Below are 17,027 nucleotides of genomic sequence, written 5' to 3' on the forward strand. Positions count from 1 at the left end.
TCTAACGTTCGGAGTCTGCCGTTTGTTCGCCCGTTTCGGATTCGACATCGGAATCAGGGTCGTCCTCGTCGACTCGGTCGTCGACTTCCTCGCGGGTGTAGCCGTCTTCCCATGTGTCGGTTTCGTAGTCGTAGCCGACGCGGTTGCCGTCTTCGTCATAACGCTCGTACCAGCTGGTGTACTTGTCATCGGAGGAGTCAAAGTCCTTGCCTGCACCGTCACCGTAGCGCGACTCCTTGATTACCAGCTCGAAGTTGTCGCCATAATCCTCAAGGCCGTGCCACACCGCGTACTGCAACGCGGACTCCGCGTAACGGTCACGGATGGTGTGCGGATCAGTGGTCAGGTCGCGGACGAAGGAGAACAACAGGCCCAACACCACCAGCGAGAAGGGCAGGGCAATCAGCACCGTCAGCGACTGCAGGCCGCTTAGGGCATCCTCGCCGCCGGCCAGCAGCATCACCACGGCCACGCCCATCATGCACAGGCCCCAGAAGATGGAGACCATCTTGTTGGATTCCGGGTCGCCCTTCGAGGACATGGTGCCCATGACCACGGAAGCAGAGTCTGCGGTGGTGATGAAGAAGACGGCCAGGATAGCGATGAGCAGGTAGGGGGTGAAGTTGGATAGCGGAAGAGCGTCGAAAAGCGAGAAAAGCACTTGTTCTGGCGTGGACTCGCCGTCGAACCCGGGGACGCCGTCGCGGGAGAAAGAAATCGCGGTGCCGCCGAAGATGCTGAATGCCAGGATGAGGATGGCGGTGGGCACGGCCGTGGTCATGAGGATGAATTCGCGCAGGGTGCGGCCGCGGGAAATTTTTGCCAGGAACGTGCCGACGAACGGCGCCCAGGAGATCCACCATGCCCAGTAGAACGCAGTCCACTCGGATTGGAACGCCAGCGTCTCTTCGCCCCAGGACAGCGAGCGCGACGCCATGTTGAAGAACTCGTGGAAGTAGTACAGCGTGCCCGACGGAACTAGGTTGATCAGCAGCAAGGTGGGGCCGGTGAGGAAGATGAAGAGTATTGACGCGAAAGTCAGCGTGATGTTGGTGTTCGACAGGATGCGGATGCCCTTGGACACACCAGAGACCGCGGAGATGACAAAGCCCAAGGTGAGGGCCCCGATGATGGTCAGCAGGATCGGGTTGCCCACCTCTAGGTCAGTGACAATGCCGAGACCTTCACCGATCTGCAGGGCGGCGATACCGAGCGACGCCGCGGTTCCGAACAGGGTGGCGGCCACAGCCATGATGTCGATGGTGCGGCTGAGGATGGTGTCGTTCTTCGACTCGCCCATCAGCGGCGCGAAGAGTGAGGACATCAACAGCGGGCGGCCGCGGCGGTAGGTGGAATAGGCGATGGCCGCGCCCACGAGGGAGTAGATCGCCCACGGGTTCAAACCCCAGTGAAAGTTGGACTGGGCGAGCGCTTGGTGCATGGCGGTCTCCGTGCCGGCCTCGTTTGTCAGCGGTGGCGGATCGAGGAAGAACTGCAGCGGTTCAGACGGGCCGAAGAAGAAGATGCCCACGCCGATGCCTGCGGCAAACATCATGGCCACCCACGAGAAGCGGCCGAACTCCGGTTCCTCGTCGTCCTTGCCCAGACGGATCTGGCCCATGCGGCTGAGCGCAATCACCGCAACGAGAAGCACGCAGACGAACATCACGATGTTGAACAGCCATCCGGCGTGCTCCATGCCCCAGGCGAATGCTTCACCTGCTGTCTCCGAAACCGATTCCGGGTTGTAGACACCCCACGCGATGAACCCCACGATGAGCGCTGCCGCGACACCGAAGACGACCTTGTCCACTCCGAATTCGTAGCGCTGCTCTTCAACGCTGATGCCGCGGATCAGACCGGGGTGCATCCCGTCGGGGTACTTGTCTTTGTCGCGGGCCTTCAGGCTGGCGTCGGGGTGCATCACCGAGCGGATCGGCTTCGGCAGGGGGCTGCCGGAGGGCCGTGTGCTTCTCGTGCTGGACATGAAGTATCGCCTTCCTGGGTTTTAGGTGTGCTCAAGATTCAACCAGGTTCTGGCATACTTATCTGATGATCTCCACAATCATCCCCCCGAACGCGCGTACGCGGGAACATACGCTTCAGGTCCCGTGGGACCGCGAGCGCCCGGAGCTGGGCACCTTCGAGCTGTTCGCGCGCGAGCTCTACGCGCACGGGGACGGAGAGAGCCTTCCGCCACTGTTGTTTCTCCAAGGCGGCCCCGGCAACCCCGCACCGCGCTTCATGCAGGGCTGGATTCCGGAGGCGTTGCAGCACTACCGCATCTTCCTCATGGATGAACGCGGCACGGGTCGTTCCGGCAAGATCGACCGCAGCACGCCGGAGCTTATCGACGCACGCATTTTGTCCAAACTCCGCTGCCCCGACGTCGTCGCTGACGCAGAGGATTTGCGCCGGCACCTGGGGTTTGCGAAGTGGGACGTGCTGGGCAACTCGTTCGGCGCGCTGTGCACTGGAAGTTACCTCTCGTGGGCACCGGGCGGCATCGGCCACGCGTATCTCACCGGAGCATTGCCGCAGCTGGGCTGGTCGCCCGAGGTGTACAACGAGGTCACACTCGGCCTTTTCCACGCGCGCATCGAGGACTTCTACGCCACGGTGCCGAATGCGCAAGAGCGCGTCCGGGAGATCTGCGACCATTTGAACAACGTCGAGGAATTCCTGCCCACGGGAGAGCGGCTCACCGCGAACCGGTTCCGTTTCGTCGGTGTCGCGCTCGGCGAGGAGCAGGGTTTTCATTCGTTGGCGATTTTGTTGGAGGAGCCGTTTGACCGCCGTCAAGCGGACAAGCGGTTGCGCAAAGACTTCCTGGCGATGGTCAATGACTTTGTCTCGCTGGAACGCAACCCGCTGTGGGCGGTGCTGCACGAAACGCTCTTTGGCGGGCCGGGGCAGGCGCCGAACTGGGCGGCGGAACGCACGATGGCCGGACGGCCGGGCTTTCGGCTTGACGCAGACCCGACGAACCTGGACGAGCCGTACTACCTGCTGGGCAACTACTTCTTCAAACACCACTTCGACGAAGATCCGGCACTGATCCCGTTCCGCGAAGAGGTGCACAAGCTCGCGCAGAAGACGGACTTCTCCCGGGTGTTCAACGAGGAGCAGCTCTACGTCAACGAGGTCCCGGCAGTAGTTGCTCTATACGAGCAAGATATGTTCATTCCCTTCGAGATGGCCTGCGAGAACGCAGCGAAGATTGGGAACATGAAGGTCTGGTCGCACCCCGATTGGGCCCATGACGCGATCTATGCCCACGGCGCAGAACTGTTCCGTGGGATTTATGACGCAATGCACGGCGAGGGTGCTTCGCAGGGTTAAACTATCCGGCATGGACACCATGTTCGAGACTTTGGATGCCATGTTTGAGTACACCGAAGAGCACGTCCTCGACCCCGCGCTGTTGTTCTACATCTGCCGCTAGCCGGGGCTTGCTAGAGCTCTCCTGCTAGCGGGTAGGAGGCTTGGGCTCCGTGCCGGGTCACGGAGAATGCGCCGACCTTCGCGGCGAAGCGCGCGGCGTCCACGATGTCTGCGCCGTGGACGAGCTGGTGGCACAGCGCACCCGTGAACGCGTCGCCCGCCCCGACCGTGTCCACCGCCTGCACACGCGGAGAGTCGATCTTCTCGCTCATGCCGTCGGCTGCGACGAGTGCACCGTCTGCGCCGAGCGTGATCACCACGGAAGCAAAGCCAGCCTGCATCAACGCGTCCAGCTGCTTCTGCGGGTCGTCTGGGGAGGCGTGGCCGAGCATCTCCAGCACGCCGGCAGCCTCATGCTCGTTCACCACGAGCGGATCGGCCCGCAGGAGAACGTCTTGGTCGACGTCGATGACCGGCGCTAGATTGATCACCACGCGCCCACGGCTCAGCTCGACCGAGCGCTTGAAACCGTCAGCAGGGATTTCGCCTTGCAGCAGGACAAGTTCCGCTGTCTCGATGAGAGCTTTTTGCTTCTCGACGGCACCAGCCCCCATCTCCCCATTCGCCCCCGGCACCACGATGATCGTGTTCTCTCCGTCCTCAGCGACGGTGATCACGGCTAAGCCAGTGACTTCCGTGCCGATGATAACTCCACTGAGATCTACCCCCGCTTCTTTCAGTAGAGCGGTCGCGTCCTCGGCGTTGGTGTCGTCGCCGACAGCGCCGACCATGGCGACGGAACTGCCCAGCCGCGCGGCGGCAACGGCCTGGTTCGCGCCCTTGCCGCCAGCGGAGATGCCCCCGCCAGTGCCCAGAAGAGTCTCGCCCGGATGGGGGTGGCGCGCGACGCCCACGGTCAGGTCTGCGTTGATGGAACCGACCACAACAATCTCTGCCATACCCCCAGGGTAGGGAAGTACTGCAGGGTGTGCGGGGCCGGGTTACTCTCATCGCATGAAGCGTCTCCTCCCTGCCATTTTCTCCACCGCACTGGCCGTTGCCGTTCCTGCTGTTTCGCTCACCGCCGCCCCGGCTCACGCTCAGCCGTTGGGTCACGTGAACTTCAACCTCCCGCCGAACTCCAAGGTCACAGTGCCGCAGCTGCGCGATCCGAACACCGGATCCTCGACCGGACAGGTTCCCCGCGAGGCTAGCGGCGCCCCGCAACCGGTGCCGTTCAGCCCGGATTACCTGGCCGGCTACATTTCCGATATCTCGCCTTACCAGTACGGCATTTACGCCGAGGTCAACCGCCTCTTCCCGTCCCTGCGCGACAACCGCCCCGACGTGATGGACTCCAACCTGCAGCAGGTCATCGCCATCAACAATGCTGCATCCTCCGACCCGGAGCTGGTGCGCCGCGCTCAGGTCGACGCTGTCGCCTCCTCCGACGAGCTGCTGGTGACGCTGTCGGAGGGTCTTGGCGAGGAATTCGGCAAGCAGTTCCGCGACGCCCTGCGCGAAGGCCGCCTACCCAAGACGCAGTACCTGCTGGGTAACGGCTACCTGGCCCGCTCCGGCGGCATCGCCAGCTCCACCTTCGCCGAGAAGCAGATCTTCAACTACAACCGCCCGCACGTGGTCGCCCCGGATCGCATCAAGCGCTACAACCCGCCGGGGGAGGACCTGTACCTGACCTCGAAGTCTTTCCCGTCCGGCCACACCAACCAGGCTGCGCTGGTCACTTCGCTGCTGGCGTACATGGTCCCGGAGGCTGCCCCGCAGCTCCACTACCGTGGTGCTGAAGCCGGTCACAGCCGGATCGTGCTGGGGGTGCACTACCCGCTCGATGTCATCGGCGGGCGCATGTCCGGCCAGGCTGCTGCTGCGGATCGTCTGAATGACCCGAAGATGCGCAACGCGTTCGACCAGGCTGCCGCTGAGCTGCGCGCCGAGATGCAGTGGCGCACCGGCAAGTCCATTCCGGAGCTGGTGGCATCCGATAAACCGTATGTGCCCACCGCGACGGCCGTGGAGCAGACCACGAAGTGGAACACCTACGACTTCAAGCCGATCTACCGCACCGACGCCCCGATGATCGTCCCGCAGGCAGCGCCGACGCTCATCGCGGCGAGCTTCCCCGAGCTCAACTACCACCAGCGCGCGCAGGTCATTGCGCAGACCGCCACCGCGCCGGGCAACCCGCTGGACTGGCAAGCGGAGGGCGGTTCCTGGCAGCGCGTCAACCTGGCCGCGGCGACGTCTGCGAAGGTCAACGTCAACCAGGACGGATCGGTCACCGTTCTGCGTTAGCGGCGATCTCCTTCCTGCGTTTGAGCGCTAATACTCGAACGCAGGGATGGAGGCCAGCAGCTTGCGCGTGTACTCGTGCTGCGGGTTCGCCCACACGTCTTCGGTCGGGCCGGTCTCCACGATGCGGCCCTTGTGCAGCACCGCGATCGTGGGGCACACCTGCCGTACGACGGACAGGTCGTGGGAAACGAAGATGAGGGTGAGTTTGTCGTGGACCACAAGGTCGTCGAGAAGCTCGAGCACCTGAGCCCGCACTGACACGTCGAGCGCCGAAACTGGCTCGTCGGCAATGAGGATTTCCGGGCGCGGGGCAGCGGCGCGCGCAATGGAGATGCGTTGGCGCTGCCCGCCGGAGAACTCGTTGGGAAGACGATCGCCCGTGCCCTCCAGGCCGACTTGGGCCAGCACCTCATCCGCGCGTTGCTTATCGGTGCCGGATTCACGGATCGAATCGCGCACTTTCCGGCGCGGATTCAGCGAGGAGTAGGGGTCTTGGAAGACCATCTGCAAGCCGCCGTCGACACGCACGGTGCCACTATCTGGCTCACCTAGACCTGCGATGAGTCGCAGCAACGAAGTCTTGCCCGAGCCCGATCCACCGACGATGCCGAGGCGCTCGCCTTTGCGGACGGTCAAAGAGACGTCATCAAGCGCGAGCGTGTCACCGCGGCGCCAGGTGACGTGGTCAAGTTCAACGATCGGCTTATCCGCGTCGCGCACCAGCGCCGGTTCCCCCGGCCGCGACGCCGCGACCAACTGTGCTGTGTAGTCCACCTGTGGATTCTTCAGGTCCGCGTTGGGGTCAACGATGCGCCCGTCCTTGAGCACGATGATCCGGTCCGTCATCCGGGAGATGACGCCAAGGTCGTGGGTGATGAACAGCAGCGCCATGTTGCGCTCCCGGACCAGGCGGTCGAGCAGATCGAGGATCTGCGCCTGAACGGTCACGTCGAGGGCTGTGGTTGGCTCGTCGCAAATAAGCAGGTCCGGGTCGCCGGCAATAGCTAGGGCGATGAGCACGCGCTGGCGCTGGCCGCCGGAGAGCTCGTGCGGATAGGCGGCGGTGCGCTCAATGCCGACCTCGCGCAGGAGTTCGCGCGCGCGATCTAGCGAGCTGGCCTCAGCGACTTGGCGCTCGACCGTCATGAGCGGGTCAAGTGCGGTCATCGGTTCCTGGAAGACCATGGCCACGGTGGTGCCGCGCATGCTGCGGGTCACTTCTTGGCCATGCACGGTGATCGAACCGGAGACCTTCAGCCGCGGGTCGACCAAGCCCATGATGGACATGGCGGTCATGGATTTGCCGGAGCCGGACTCACCGATCAGGCCCACGCGCTCACCGGGGGAGATGTCGAAGGAAATGTCCTCCAGGATCCGGGGGATCGAGAGGCTTTCTACCTGCACCAAGGGAGTTGTCATCGTTTCACCTTCCAGGCGGTCTGGAGGCCGTCGCTCAGCAGATTGAACCCAAGTACTGTCGCCGCGATAGCCAGCCCAGGCCACAGCGCGAGGTGGGGTGCGGTGGCCAGATAGGCCTGGGAAGCCTGCAGCATCCTGCCCCAGGAAGCGTACGGGGCGGGCGTGCCCAATCCGAGGAAGGACAAACCGGCCTCAGCGAGGATGGCCAGCGCGAGCGCGACGGAGACCTGAACAATGAGGATCGCAGCGATATTGGGCAGCACGTGCCGCCACGCGATGACCGGGCCGGGCACGCGAGAGACCCGGGCGGAGAGAATGTAGTCCTGCGCCATGACCTGCAGTGTGCCTACCCGCGCCACGCGTGCGAAGCCGGGGATGCCCGCGATGCCGATCGCCAGCACCACGATCCACATTGACGCGCCGAACACCGCGGTGAACACGATGGCCAACAGCAAAGCGGGGGAGGCCAACAGCAGGTCGTTGGAGCGCATGATGAGTGTCTCAATCCAGCCGCGGGACATGCCCGCCCACATGCCCAGCGGCACTCCGATCAGTGCTGACAACGCGACCGAGCCGAACGCGACCAGCAGCGAGATGCGGGCACCGTCCATGATGCGGCTGAGCATGTCGCGGCCGTACTGGTCCGTGCCCATCCAATGGGTGGCGGAAAACGCCTCCAGTCGCTGTTCGGGGTTCGCTTGGACAGGGTTGTACGGCGTCCACACCAGCGCGATGAGCCCCAGCGTGACGACGATACCGACCAGCACCGCGCCCACCCAGAAGGTCGCAGGGAACCGTCTCATGCTTGCCTCCTCAAACGCGGGTCGACCAGCCGGTAGAGCAGGTCCACCAAGAGAGTCACGGCCAGGGTGAACACGACCAGCAGCATCATGATGGTTTGAACGGTAGTCAGGTCGCGGGTGGCTACAGCGTCGAGAAGCATCGAGCCGACACCCGGAATGACGAAGACTCTTTCAATGACGACAGCGCCCACAATGAGCGTGCTCATCTGGAGACCAGCAACGGTGAGTACCGGCAAGAGCGCGTTTTTCAGTGCGTGCCGGTAAAGCGCTTCGCGCGTGGACAGCCCGATGGAACGTGCTGTGCGCACGTAGTCTTTATCCATTTCTTCTGCGACGGCGGAGCGGACGTATCGGGTGAGGATGGCCGCTTGCACGAGCGTCAAAGACACCACTGGCAGTACGAGGTGGGAGAGGAATTTCCCGAATCCCGCATTCGGCGGCGACCAGCCGTTCGCCGGGAGCCAACCGAGCCACACGGAAAACACCGCGATCGCGAGGATGCCGGCAAGGAAGCTGGGCACAGCAATGCCAATCTGCGTCAGAGCCCCGAGCATCGCTGAGTTCCGCCGCGCCAACAATGTGCCCAGCGGGATGGCGATGAGCAAAGAGAGCACCATGGCGGATACCGTCAGGATCAGCGAGACCTGCACCCGGTCCCACACCAGGGGAGTGATCTCCTGCTGGCTGGACAGTGAGACACCGAAGTCGCCGGTGAGCAGGCTGCCGATCCAGTCGAAGTACTGCACCACAAGCGGCCGGTCGGTACCGAGCTGCGCCGCCAACGCCGCGACATCCTCGTCCGTTGCGGTCACGCCGAGCGCGATGCGCGCCGGGTCGCCCGGAACTGCGCGCAGCAGCACGAAGATGATCACGCTGGCGGCGAACAGCATGAGCACGAACCGCAACAGAGCGAGTCCGATCTGCTTCATTTCTTCTTCACCCCCGCTAGGTCGAGACCGTCAGTGACCACGTTCGGGTCCACACCGGTCACTCCGGGTGCAGTGACCACGATGTTCGGGGCATTGGCCAACGTCAGGGCGCCCACGTCCGCCATGATGGTGTTCACCGCTGCTTGCATCCCTGCGACCTGCTCTTGCTGGTCACCGGCGTCGGCGAGGGCGAAATCCTCGCGTACCTTTTCAGAGTCGTAGCCGAGGTAATACTCCGGATTGCCGAACAAGTTCTGCATGTCCCGCGGCTCCACGTGCGCGATGAGCGAGGCCTGGTAATCCGCCTGTTTGAGCACTTGACCCAACCACACGGCGGGGAACTCGACGGTCTCCAGCTTCACGTGAAAGCCGACATCGGATAGCTGCGAGAAAACCAGCTCCGCCGCGTCCTGGGCGTAGGGCAGCGAGGGGATGGTCAGTGTGATCTCGGGTTCGCGGCCGGCAAGAAGCTCGCGGGCTTTGTCCGGATCAAAGGGATAGTAATCCTGCCCCGTGAACCACGGGTCTGTCGGCGGTACGGGTGCGCCACCGGTGTCGGTGGCCATCCCAGACCAGACGACGTCATTGAGTGCGCGTCGATCGATCGCGTAGGCTACCGCGCGGCGCACAGCCGGGTCGTCGAAGGGGGCGCGCCGGTTGTTGAGGCTCAGTACTACTTCGCCGTTGGTGGTGCCCACCTGAACATCGAAATCGTCGGGAAGCGTCTGCAGCAGCTCAGGGGCCTGCAGCGACCACACCACATCCACATCGCCGACGCGCAGTGCGTTGACCGAGGAGACCGCGTCGGAGAAGTACCTGATCGCAGCGTCCTGCTGTGCGCCTTCACCCCAGTAGTCTTCGCGCGCGTCGAAGGAGATCGACTCGCCCACCGCGAAGTGCTTCACGGTGTACGGGCCCGTGCCTACAGGTGTCGTGGCCAGCGCGTCAACACCGCTCGGCGTCATCATGGCGCCCGTGAGCGTGCCCATGGACCACAGCCAGCTATTCGACGGCGCGTCGAGTGTCACCTTCAGCGTGTGCTTATCCGCAGCCTCTGCCCCCACCACCGGGTCCATCTGCGCCTTCAAACCGTTGGTCCAGGAGTCCTTGACGTAGTTGATGGAGAACGCGGCCGTTTCAGCAGTGAACTCGTCCCCGTTGGAAAAGGTCACGCCCTCTTTGAGGTGGAAGGTGTACTCGGTTCGGTCATCGCTGATGTCCCAGCTCTCGGCGAGGAACGGGGCGGGGTTGCCGGATTCGTCGATACGCACGAGCGTTTCGTAGACATTGTTCATGAGCGCCTGCGGAATCGCCGCGCCTGATGTAGTGGTGAAATCGAGCGACTCGGGCGCGGACGTGGTGCCCACGACGACGCTGCCGGGCTCGATCCGCCCCACGTTTGTGGCTGTGCTGCCTGCGGAACACCCTGCTAGTGCCCCTGCTAGGGCAAGAGCAGCAGCGCACATGACTGGTTTCATAGGCGCTGAGGTTACCAAAAAGTTAACAGGGGGTCTTGTTCGGCTAATTGTTATATTCACCGTAGTCACCAGGCTGCGTGCCCGGATCGATGATGCTGAACTTCACCGGCACCGGCCCGCCGCGGACATTCGACATGACCAAGCGCATCATGTCGCCGCGGAAGTCATACTCCGCATACTCGATGTGCTCGCCCTGAAACGTCGACGCGCGCAGTTCCACGTGCCACAGCGGAGCGCCTTCTTCGATTTCCAGCAACGTTGCCTGCTCCGCAGTCGCTGTGGTGATCTGGCCGATGCGCACAGCGTTGTCGGCGTTGATCCCGTGCTGCGCCAAGATCTCGTGCACAGACTCGTTGTCTTCCGACATCGCGAGCAGTCGCTCACCGATCTTGAACGGAAACACCAGACGCTCGATCACGGCGGGCACACCGTCTGCGGAACGCACCCGTTCGACCTCGACAACCGGGTCGCCCTGCTCAAGCTGGAGGGCCCGAGCTGTACGGTCATCAGCCGGTTCGCGAGCTATCCGCAGGATTTTCCCGCCGGATGTGCGGCCTTGCTCCTTCATCAGGGCAGAGGCGGATAGGAGAGCGTCGAAGCTGCTTGTCGACGGCGCGAGCAGAACAATGGAGCGGCGTCCGCGGCCGGAGGAGATCAGGCCGTCGGCACGCAACGTGGCCACCGCTTGGCGCACCGGGCCGCGGGAAGAATCGAACTTCTCGCACAGCTCAGCTTCGGAGGGAAGCGGATCGCCGGGGGCAAGTTCGCCGCTTTGGATCAAATCTTGGAGGTACTCGGCGATTTCCTCGTGCTGCTGCCGGCGTGAAATGATCCCCACTCCTCTTGATATGCGTTCATCCGAATGTGTTCAGCGGCCTTTACTTTAATGAACTGCCCATGAGCGTTGTCGACAGGGTCAGTGCCCGCTAAGCCCACGCATCCGAGAGGATCTCCATCGAGCGCAGCGACTCTTCGTGGGTGGGGGACTGCAGGGAAATCATCAGCTCATCGGCTCCAGAAAGCTCCTGGAACTGCTCCAGATAATCGGTGATCTGCTCGCTTGTGCCCTGGGCCGTGTAGCGCAGCATGCCCACGATCTGCTGGCCCTGCGGCGCGTTCATCACAGCGTCAAGCTGTTCCTCGCTCAGCACGCGCCCCTGGCGACCCAGCAGCGCGCGGACACGAGCACGATGCACTAACTCCGTTTGCCGCGCAGCGTCCTCTTCGCTGTCCGACGCCGTCACGTTCACCGCCGCAATCACATACGGCTCCTCGCAGTACTCGGAGGGTTGGAAGTTCTCGCGGTAGTACTTCGTCGCCTCCACCAGGTGGGTCGGCGCAAAGTGCGAAGCGAACGAGTAGGGCAGACCGATCTTCGCCGCCAACGAGGCACCGAACATCGATGAGCCGAGAATGTACAGCGGCACGTTCGTCCCAGCCCCCGGGACCGCAGTCACGCCCGGGATGACGGGTTTGCCGGCCAAGTAACCCTGCAGCTCCAAGACGTCGTTGGGGAAGTTGTCGGCGGCGCGAGGGTCACGCCGCAAAGCAGCGCCCAGCGTCTGCTGATCCGTGCCGGGCGCGCGGCCCAGGCCAAGGTCAATGCGGTCCGGGTAGAGCTCGGCGAGGGTGCCGAACTGTTCTGCAATGACGTACGGCGAGTGATTCGGCAGCATGACACCGCCAGCGCCGAGCCGGATCTTCTCCGTCTTGGCAGCGATGTGGGAGATGAGCACCGCCGGCGAGGACGAGGCGATCGACGGCATGTTGTGGTGCTCGGAGTACCAGACACGGTCAAAGCCCAACCGTTCACCCGTCTGGGCCAATTCGACCGACCGCTGCATGGATTCACCTGCGGTCTCGTTGTCGCGCACGGTGCAAAAGTCGAGGAGGGACAGGGTTGCTCGCGTGGAAGAAGAAGTTGACTGATCCATGCTTGGTACAACGCTGTGCGTCGCCGATCATTCCCAACCTTGCGGACGGTTGTGAGGTCAGTTTTGCGGAGTGCCCAGGTGACCGATCAGGGGAATTCTGTGCTGAGCATGGACAGTGGAACTGGGTTGCTGCGCGAAGTGGTGACCGCGAAACGGGCTTTGTCGAAGAGGTAGCGGTCATCGGAAGATTCAATCCGCCGACATCTGACGAAGATGCCGGCCGACGAAGTGTTGGCTTGCTAAACGCGCTCGGCGTCGGCGTTCTCAGTGACCGCGTACGGCTCGTCACCGTCGACGGTTCGCTGCGTGCCGATCTCCATTGGAGCAGCCGGGCGTGCCAGGTCGATGATCACGCCGATGACGAATGCGACAGCGGTCGGCAGCAGCCAGCCGAGGTCGTACGCCTGCATCGGGGACCAGCTGACCAGCGGGGTCAGGGCGTCAGCACCCCAGCCCAAGCTGATGAAGGTAGAGATGAGTGACCACGCGACAGCAACCCAGATGGGCAGGAAGAAGCCCCAGCGCAAGCGCGTGCGGGAGCGGAAGAGCGGCTCGATGAGCGTCACGAAGATCAGCGCAATGGCAGGCGGGTAGAGGAACCCGATCACCGGAGCCGCGACAGCCATGACGAAGTTCAGGCCTTGGGTGGCCATGACTGCAGAGGCGACAGCGAAGATGATGGCCCAGGTGCGGTAGGAGCCAGCGACCTGCTCGGAGAAGTACTCTGCGGTGGCGGTGATCAGGCCGATCGCGGTGGTCATGCAGGCCAGCACAACGATCAGGGCGAAGATGATCTGGCCGGGCTTGCCCATTATCTGCAGGGCGGCGTCAGAAAGCAGTGGTGCGCCGTTGTCGTACTGCTCGGCGTTCGGCATTGCGCGGCCGATCAGACCCAGGCCGAGGTAAATGAGCGCGAGCATGATGCCGGCGCCGAGACCTGCGAAGATGGTGCCGCGGACCAGCGGCGTGCCCTCGCCCAGGCCCTTGAAGCGCAGGGAAGAAATGATCACGATGGAAAACGCCAGGGCAGCGATGGAGTCCATCGTCAGGTAGCCCTCGAGGACACCGGTGGTGTAGGCGTTATTCGCGTAATCCTCGCTCGGAGTGTAGCCCTGGTTGGTCATGGTGAAGATCGCGGTGCCGATCATGATGATCAGCAGGATCACCAGCGCCGGGGTGAGGAACTTGCCCAGAGTATCGGTGATCCGGGTGGGGTTCCAGGACAATGCCAGAGCAATGCCGAAGAACACGATGTTGAACAGCGCACGCGGAACAGTGCCCTCCCAGCCGAACACCGGTGTCATGGCCACCTCGAAGGAGACGGCACCGGTACGCGGCAGAGCGTAAAAGGCGCCGATGGACAGGTAGGCCAGGATCGGGAAGATGACGCCGAAGAACGTGCCGGCGCGCTGCGCGAGGTCACGGACGTTTGAGCCGGACAAGGCAATGGCGATCACAGCCAGCACCGGCAGCAGAGCACCGGTGGTGAGGAAGCCGAGGACCGCTGGCCAGAAATTATCGCCGGCTTGAACGGCCAACATCGGCGGGAAAATCAGGTTGCCCGCGCCGAAGAACATGGAGAACAGCGCCAGCGCGGTGACCACAACAGCGGTCTTCGAAGCACCGCCCTGTTCTGAGCCCTTCGCTTTGCCGGTAACAGCAGTAGACATAACGCCTCCCGGGGGAAATGAACGAATTAGTAGGGGTTACCCTAGCATTCCGCCGGCTGGGATCAAGATCCTATTGCATGAAAATCCTCGTGGGTGCCCCTGTTCGTACCCGTTCTCACACATGCGAAAGACCGCATTTTCGTGCCGTCGAAAACCGCGTTCCGTTACCCCAGGTCGAATGTGACGCAGGTGAAACCAGTTACTTGACACGTGGACGGCACGAAAGTGACTGAGCTAATGCTTTTCGACGCCTCCGTCTAACCCAGCTCCCTGATCGCCTTCAGCGGGATATCCACCCAGTCGGGGCGGTTATTGGCTTCGTACACGACCTCGTACGCAGCCTTATCGGCCACGTAGGCAGCCAGCACCGCGTTCATTTCCGTGCCGTACCCCGCGAGGAGATGACCCGTGTTTCCAAGCTCCGCGTACCCGAAGGATCGCACCATTCCCGCCACGTCGCGCAACGCGTGGTCCGGTTGGCGGCGCTGCTCCAAAGGGCGAGCGGGCTCGCCCTCGAAGTCGATGAGGTACCAGTGCCCGGTGCCGGTATCCGGCTCCGAGGCAGGAACGTACAGTGTCTGGCCGAGGTGAAGGTCGCCGTGGATGCGTTGGACGGGCAGGTCACCGTCGGGAATGCGGGAGTAGATCTCACGCAGCGTTCCCTCGTGCGCGCGGAGCTGTTCGGCCTGGTCGACCAGCTCGTCGAGGTGCGCGTTAAGGGAGTCCCGAATCTGGCTGGCCAGGACGTTGTCCACGGCGAAGGCCGATGCGAGAGCGTCGTGCACGGTGCGGATAGCCGCGCCAAGGGCGTGGGAGTCCGAGTCGCTGAGTCCGTTGGTGGTGGCGAGTTGGAAGCCGTCGCGTCCGCCGTCGATAAGCTCCTGCGTCATGGCCAGCGTGCGACCGTCGCGCACGAGGTGACCGCGCACCCCGGCGACGTGCGGGCAGTCCGCGATGCCGGTGAGCAACTCGACATCGGGGTTGAGGCCGTCTTCGAGTTTGCGGAAGACTTTGAGGATCCAGCGCTCGTCGACCACGAGCGACGTATTGGACTGGTCCGCGCCGAGCGGGCGGGCGGTGCTGCCGGACATGTCGCCGTGGACCTCGCCGAACTCGGCGAGCCCTTCGAGGTACGCCTGTGCGCCGGCGTCGGTGTGCAACGAGTCCTCGTCATCGGCCACGAGGACCTGGTAGAAGTCCGTGGTGGCGCCGTGCTGAACGTCCAGGATCTGCCACTCGTAAGAGCCCAAAGGCACCGAGGCGGAGACGGTCTGGGAATCGATCGGTTCCGATTTCGCGCCGTAGAAACGGGTCGCGTGCAAGTCCATGCAACTACCTCCAGGAGACGTCGAACCAGAAGTGGCCGTGCGGGGCGAGGGTGACCAGCCAGGGCAGCTCTCCGATCGCGGGGAACTCGACGTTGCCGGACAGCTCGCGCGGCACCACACCGTTCAAGTGCGACAGGCGCATTTCCACTGGCTGCGGGCGGGAACTCAAGTTGTTCACGCACAGGATGCGCTCGTTGCGGCCGGTCTCATCGTTGTATTCGCGAATGAAGGCGAGGACCTGCTCGTTGTCGTGCTGGACCTCCTGGTAGTCGCCGCGGCCGAACGCCCGGTACTGCTTGCGGATGTGCACGTGATCGCGCACCCAGTGCAGCAGCGAGTTCTCGCGGCCCATCTGGGATTCGACGTTGATGGCTTGGTAGCCGTAGGTGTCGTTGCGGATCGCAGGTAGGTAGAGACGCTCCGGATCGGCTCGGGAGAAGCCGCCGTTGCGGTCAGCGTTCCACTGCATGGGGGTGCGCACGCCGTCGCGGTCAGGCAGCCAAATGTTATCGCCCATGCCGATTTCATCGCCGTAGTACAGGAACGGTGAGCCCGGCAGCGACAGCAACAGGGCATGCGCCAGCTCGAGGCGGTCGCGGTGGCCGCCCAACAGCGGGGCGAGGCGACGGCGAATGCCCACGTTGGCGCGCATGCGCGGGTCGGTGGCGAAGTTGGTGTACATGAAGTCGCGCTCGTCGTCGCTGACCATCTCGAGGGTGAGCTCGTCGTGGTTGCGCAGGAAGATGCCCCACTGAGCGGTCTCGGGAATGTCCGGGGTTTCGCGCAGGATGTCGATGATCGGTTGGGCCCGCTCTTGCCTGATGCCCATGAAGATGCGCGGCATGACGGGGAAGTGGAACGCCATCTGGCACTCGTCACCTGTGCCGTCCTCGCCGGAACCGAAGTATTGCACCACTTCGTTTGGCATCTGGTTGGCTTCGGCGAGGAGGAAACGTCCCGGGTATTCCTCGTCGAAAATCTTGCGGACGCGTTTGATGAACTGGTGGGTCTCCGGCAGGTTCTCGCAGTTCGTGCCCTCGCGCTCGTAGAGGTAGGGGATGGCGTCCAGGCGGATGCCGTCCATGCCCAGGTCGAGCCAAAAGCGGATCACGTCGATGACAGCATCCTGCACCGCCGGGTTGTCGTAGTTCAGGTCCGGTTGGTGGGAGAAGAAACGGTGCCAGAAGTACTGCCCGCGCACCGGGTCGTAGGTCCAGTTGGATTCTTCGGTGTCGATGAAGATGATGCGGGCTTCGTTGTACTTCTCCGGGTCATCCGTCCACACGAAAAAGTCACCGTAGGGCCCGTCTGGGTCGCGGCGGGACTCCTGGAACCACGGGTGGGTATCGGAGGTGTGGTTGATGGGGAAGTCGGTGATGATGCGTATGCCGCGTTTATGTGCAGCGTCGACAAGCGAGACGAAATCGTCCACCGTGCCGAACTCCGGCAGCACCTTGCGGAAGTCGCGGATGTCGTACCCGCCGTCACGCAGCGGAGAATCATAGAACGGCGGCAGCCACAGGCAGTCCACGCCGAGCCACTGCAGGTAATCGAGTTTTTCCTCGACACCGCGCAGCGTGCCCGAGCCCGAATTATCTGGGTCGAAAAAGGCGCGCACGAGCACCTCATAGAACACTGCGTCCTTGTACCACTCCGGGTCCGGCCGCTGCCACGGCTCGTTTCCGGGAGCGGGAGCCGGCGAGGCGAACTCGCTGGCATCAGTTTCAATGAGGTACCCCTGGGCGTCCATCTGTTCGTCCATGAGCTCC

13 protein-coding genes are annotated in these 17,027 nt (G+C 63.3%); 2 read left to right on the top strand and 11 right to left on the bottom strand.

Translation table 11 applies throughout. The features are described from left to right. Position 1: 1 nt before the first annotated feature. Positions 2–1,924, bottom strand: coding sequence for a BCCT family transporter (locus KBX18_RS07910; protein ID WP_255995582.1), 1,923 nt, complete (start codon positions 1,922–1,924; stop codon positions 2–4). Between the two features lie 128 nt (positions 1,925–2,052). On the opposite strand from KBX18_RS07910, the gene KBX18_RS07915 reads away from it, so the two are divergent. Beyond that, positions 2,053–3,342, top strand: a complete 1,290-nt coding sequence (locus KBX18_RS07915) for an alpha/beta fold hydrolase (RefSeq protein ID WP_255995543.1) — start codon at positions 2,053–2,055, stop codon at positions 3,340–3,342. 113 nt (positions 3,343–3,455) lie between these two features. Here the strand turns inward: KBX18_RS07915 and KBX18_RS07920 are convergent, their stop codons facing one another. Further along, a complete protein-coding gene (locus tag KBX18_RS07920) occupies positions 3,456–4,343 on the bottom strand; it encodes a ribokinase (protein ID WP_005289255.1) in 888 nt (295 codons plus the stop codon). A gap of 55 nt (positions 4,344–4,398) precedes the next feature. Between KBX18_RS07920 and KBX18_RS07925 the strand changes: the two genes are divergently transcribed. Beyond that, the gene (locus tag KBX18_RS07925) at positions 4,399–5,697 is read left to right on the top strand and encodes a phosphatase PAP2 family protein (protein WP_005289257.1); all 1,299 of its coding nucleotides are present in this window, start codon (positions 4,399–4,401) and stop codon (positions 5,695–5,697) included. Positions 5,698–5,724: 27 nt separating this feature from the next. Here the strand turns inward: KBX18_RS07925 and KBX18_RS07930 are convergent, their stop codons facing one another. From KBX18_RS07930 to treS, 9 genes are all read right to left on the bottom strand, one after another. Further along, positions 5,725–7,104 (bottom strand): ABC transporter ATP-binding protein, encoded by a 1,380-nt coding sequence (locus KBX18_RS07930; RefSeq protein ID WP_255995584.1) that lies wholly within the window; start codon positions 7,102–7,104, stop codon positions 5,725–5,727. Positions 7,105–7,112: 8 nt separating this feature from the next. Further along, positions 7,113–7,919 carry an ABC transporter permease gene (locus KBX18_RS07935; protein WP_255995544.1) on the bottom strand — a complete coding sequence of 269 codons (807 nt, stop codon included), beginning with the start codon at positions 7,917–7,919 and terminating at the stop codon, positions 7,113–7,115. Then, entirely contained in the window at positions 7,916–8,848 is a 933-nt protein-coding gene (locus KBX18_RS07940) for an ABC transporter permease (RefSeq protein WP_255995545.1), read from the bottom strand. Before KBX18_RS07940 ends, KBX18_RS07935 begins: the two co-directional genes overlap by 4 nt. After that, positions 8,845–10,326 carry an ABC transporter substrate-binding protein gene (locus KBX18_RS07945; RefSeq protein ID WP_305083012.1) on the bottom strand — a complete coding sequence of 494 codons (1,482 nt, stop codon included), beginning with the start codon at positions 10,324–10,326 and terminating at the stop codon, positions 8,845–8,847. The genes KBX18_RS07940 and KBX18_RS07945 overlap by 4 nt, the downstream gene beginning before the upstream one ends. A 43-nt stretch (positions 10,327–10,369) precedes the next feature. Beyond that, the gene (locus KBX18_RS07950) at positions 10,370–11,164 is read right to left on the bottom strand and encodes a GntR family transcriptional regulator (RefSeq protein ID WP_005289273.1); all 795 of its coding nucleotides are present in this window, start codon (positions 11,162–11,164) and stop codon (positions 10,370–10,372) included. Between the two features lie 88 nt (positions 11,165–11,252). After that, positions 11,253–12,260: an LLM class flavin-dependent oxidoreductase gene (locus KBX18_RS07955; RefSeq protein WP_255995548.1), complete on the bottom strand. Its 1,008-nt coding sequence runs from the start codon at positions 12,258–12,260 to the stop codon at positions 11,253–11,255. Positions 12,261–12,499: 239 nt separating this feature from the next. Further along, on the bottom strand, positions 12,500–13,930 hold the full coding sequence (gene brnQ / locus KBX18_RS07960) for a branched-chain amino acid transport system II carrier protein (protein ID WP_255995549.1): 1,431 nt from the start codon (positions 13,928–13,930) through the stop codon (positions 12,500–12,502). Between the two features lie 257 nt (positions 13,931–14,187). Next, complete coding sequence (locus KBX18_RS07965; RefSeq protein ID WP_255995550.1) at positions 14,188–15,258, bottom strand: trehalose synthase; 1,071 nt, start codon at positions 15,256–15,258, stop codon at positions 14,188–14,190. A gap of 4 nt (positions 15,259–15,262) precedes the next feature. After that, entirely contained in the window at positions 15,263–17,020 is a 1,758-nt protein-coding gene (gene treS / locus KBX18_RS07970) for a maltose alpha-D-glucosyltransferase (RefSeq protein WP_255995551.1), read from the bottom strand. Positions 17,021–17,027: the final 7 nt, after the last annotated feature.

The organism is Corynebacterium sp. CCUG 69979, from assembly GCF_024454095.1.
Classification (GTDB): Bacteria; Actinomycetota; Actinomycetes; order Mycobacteriales; family Mycobacteriaceae; genus Corynebacterium; species Corynebacterium genitalium.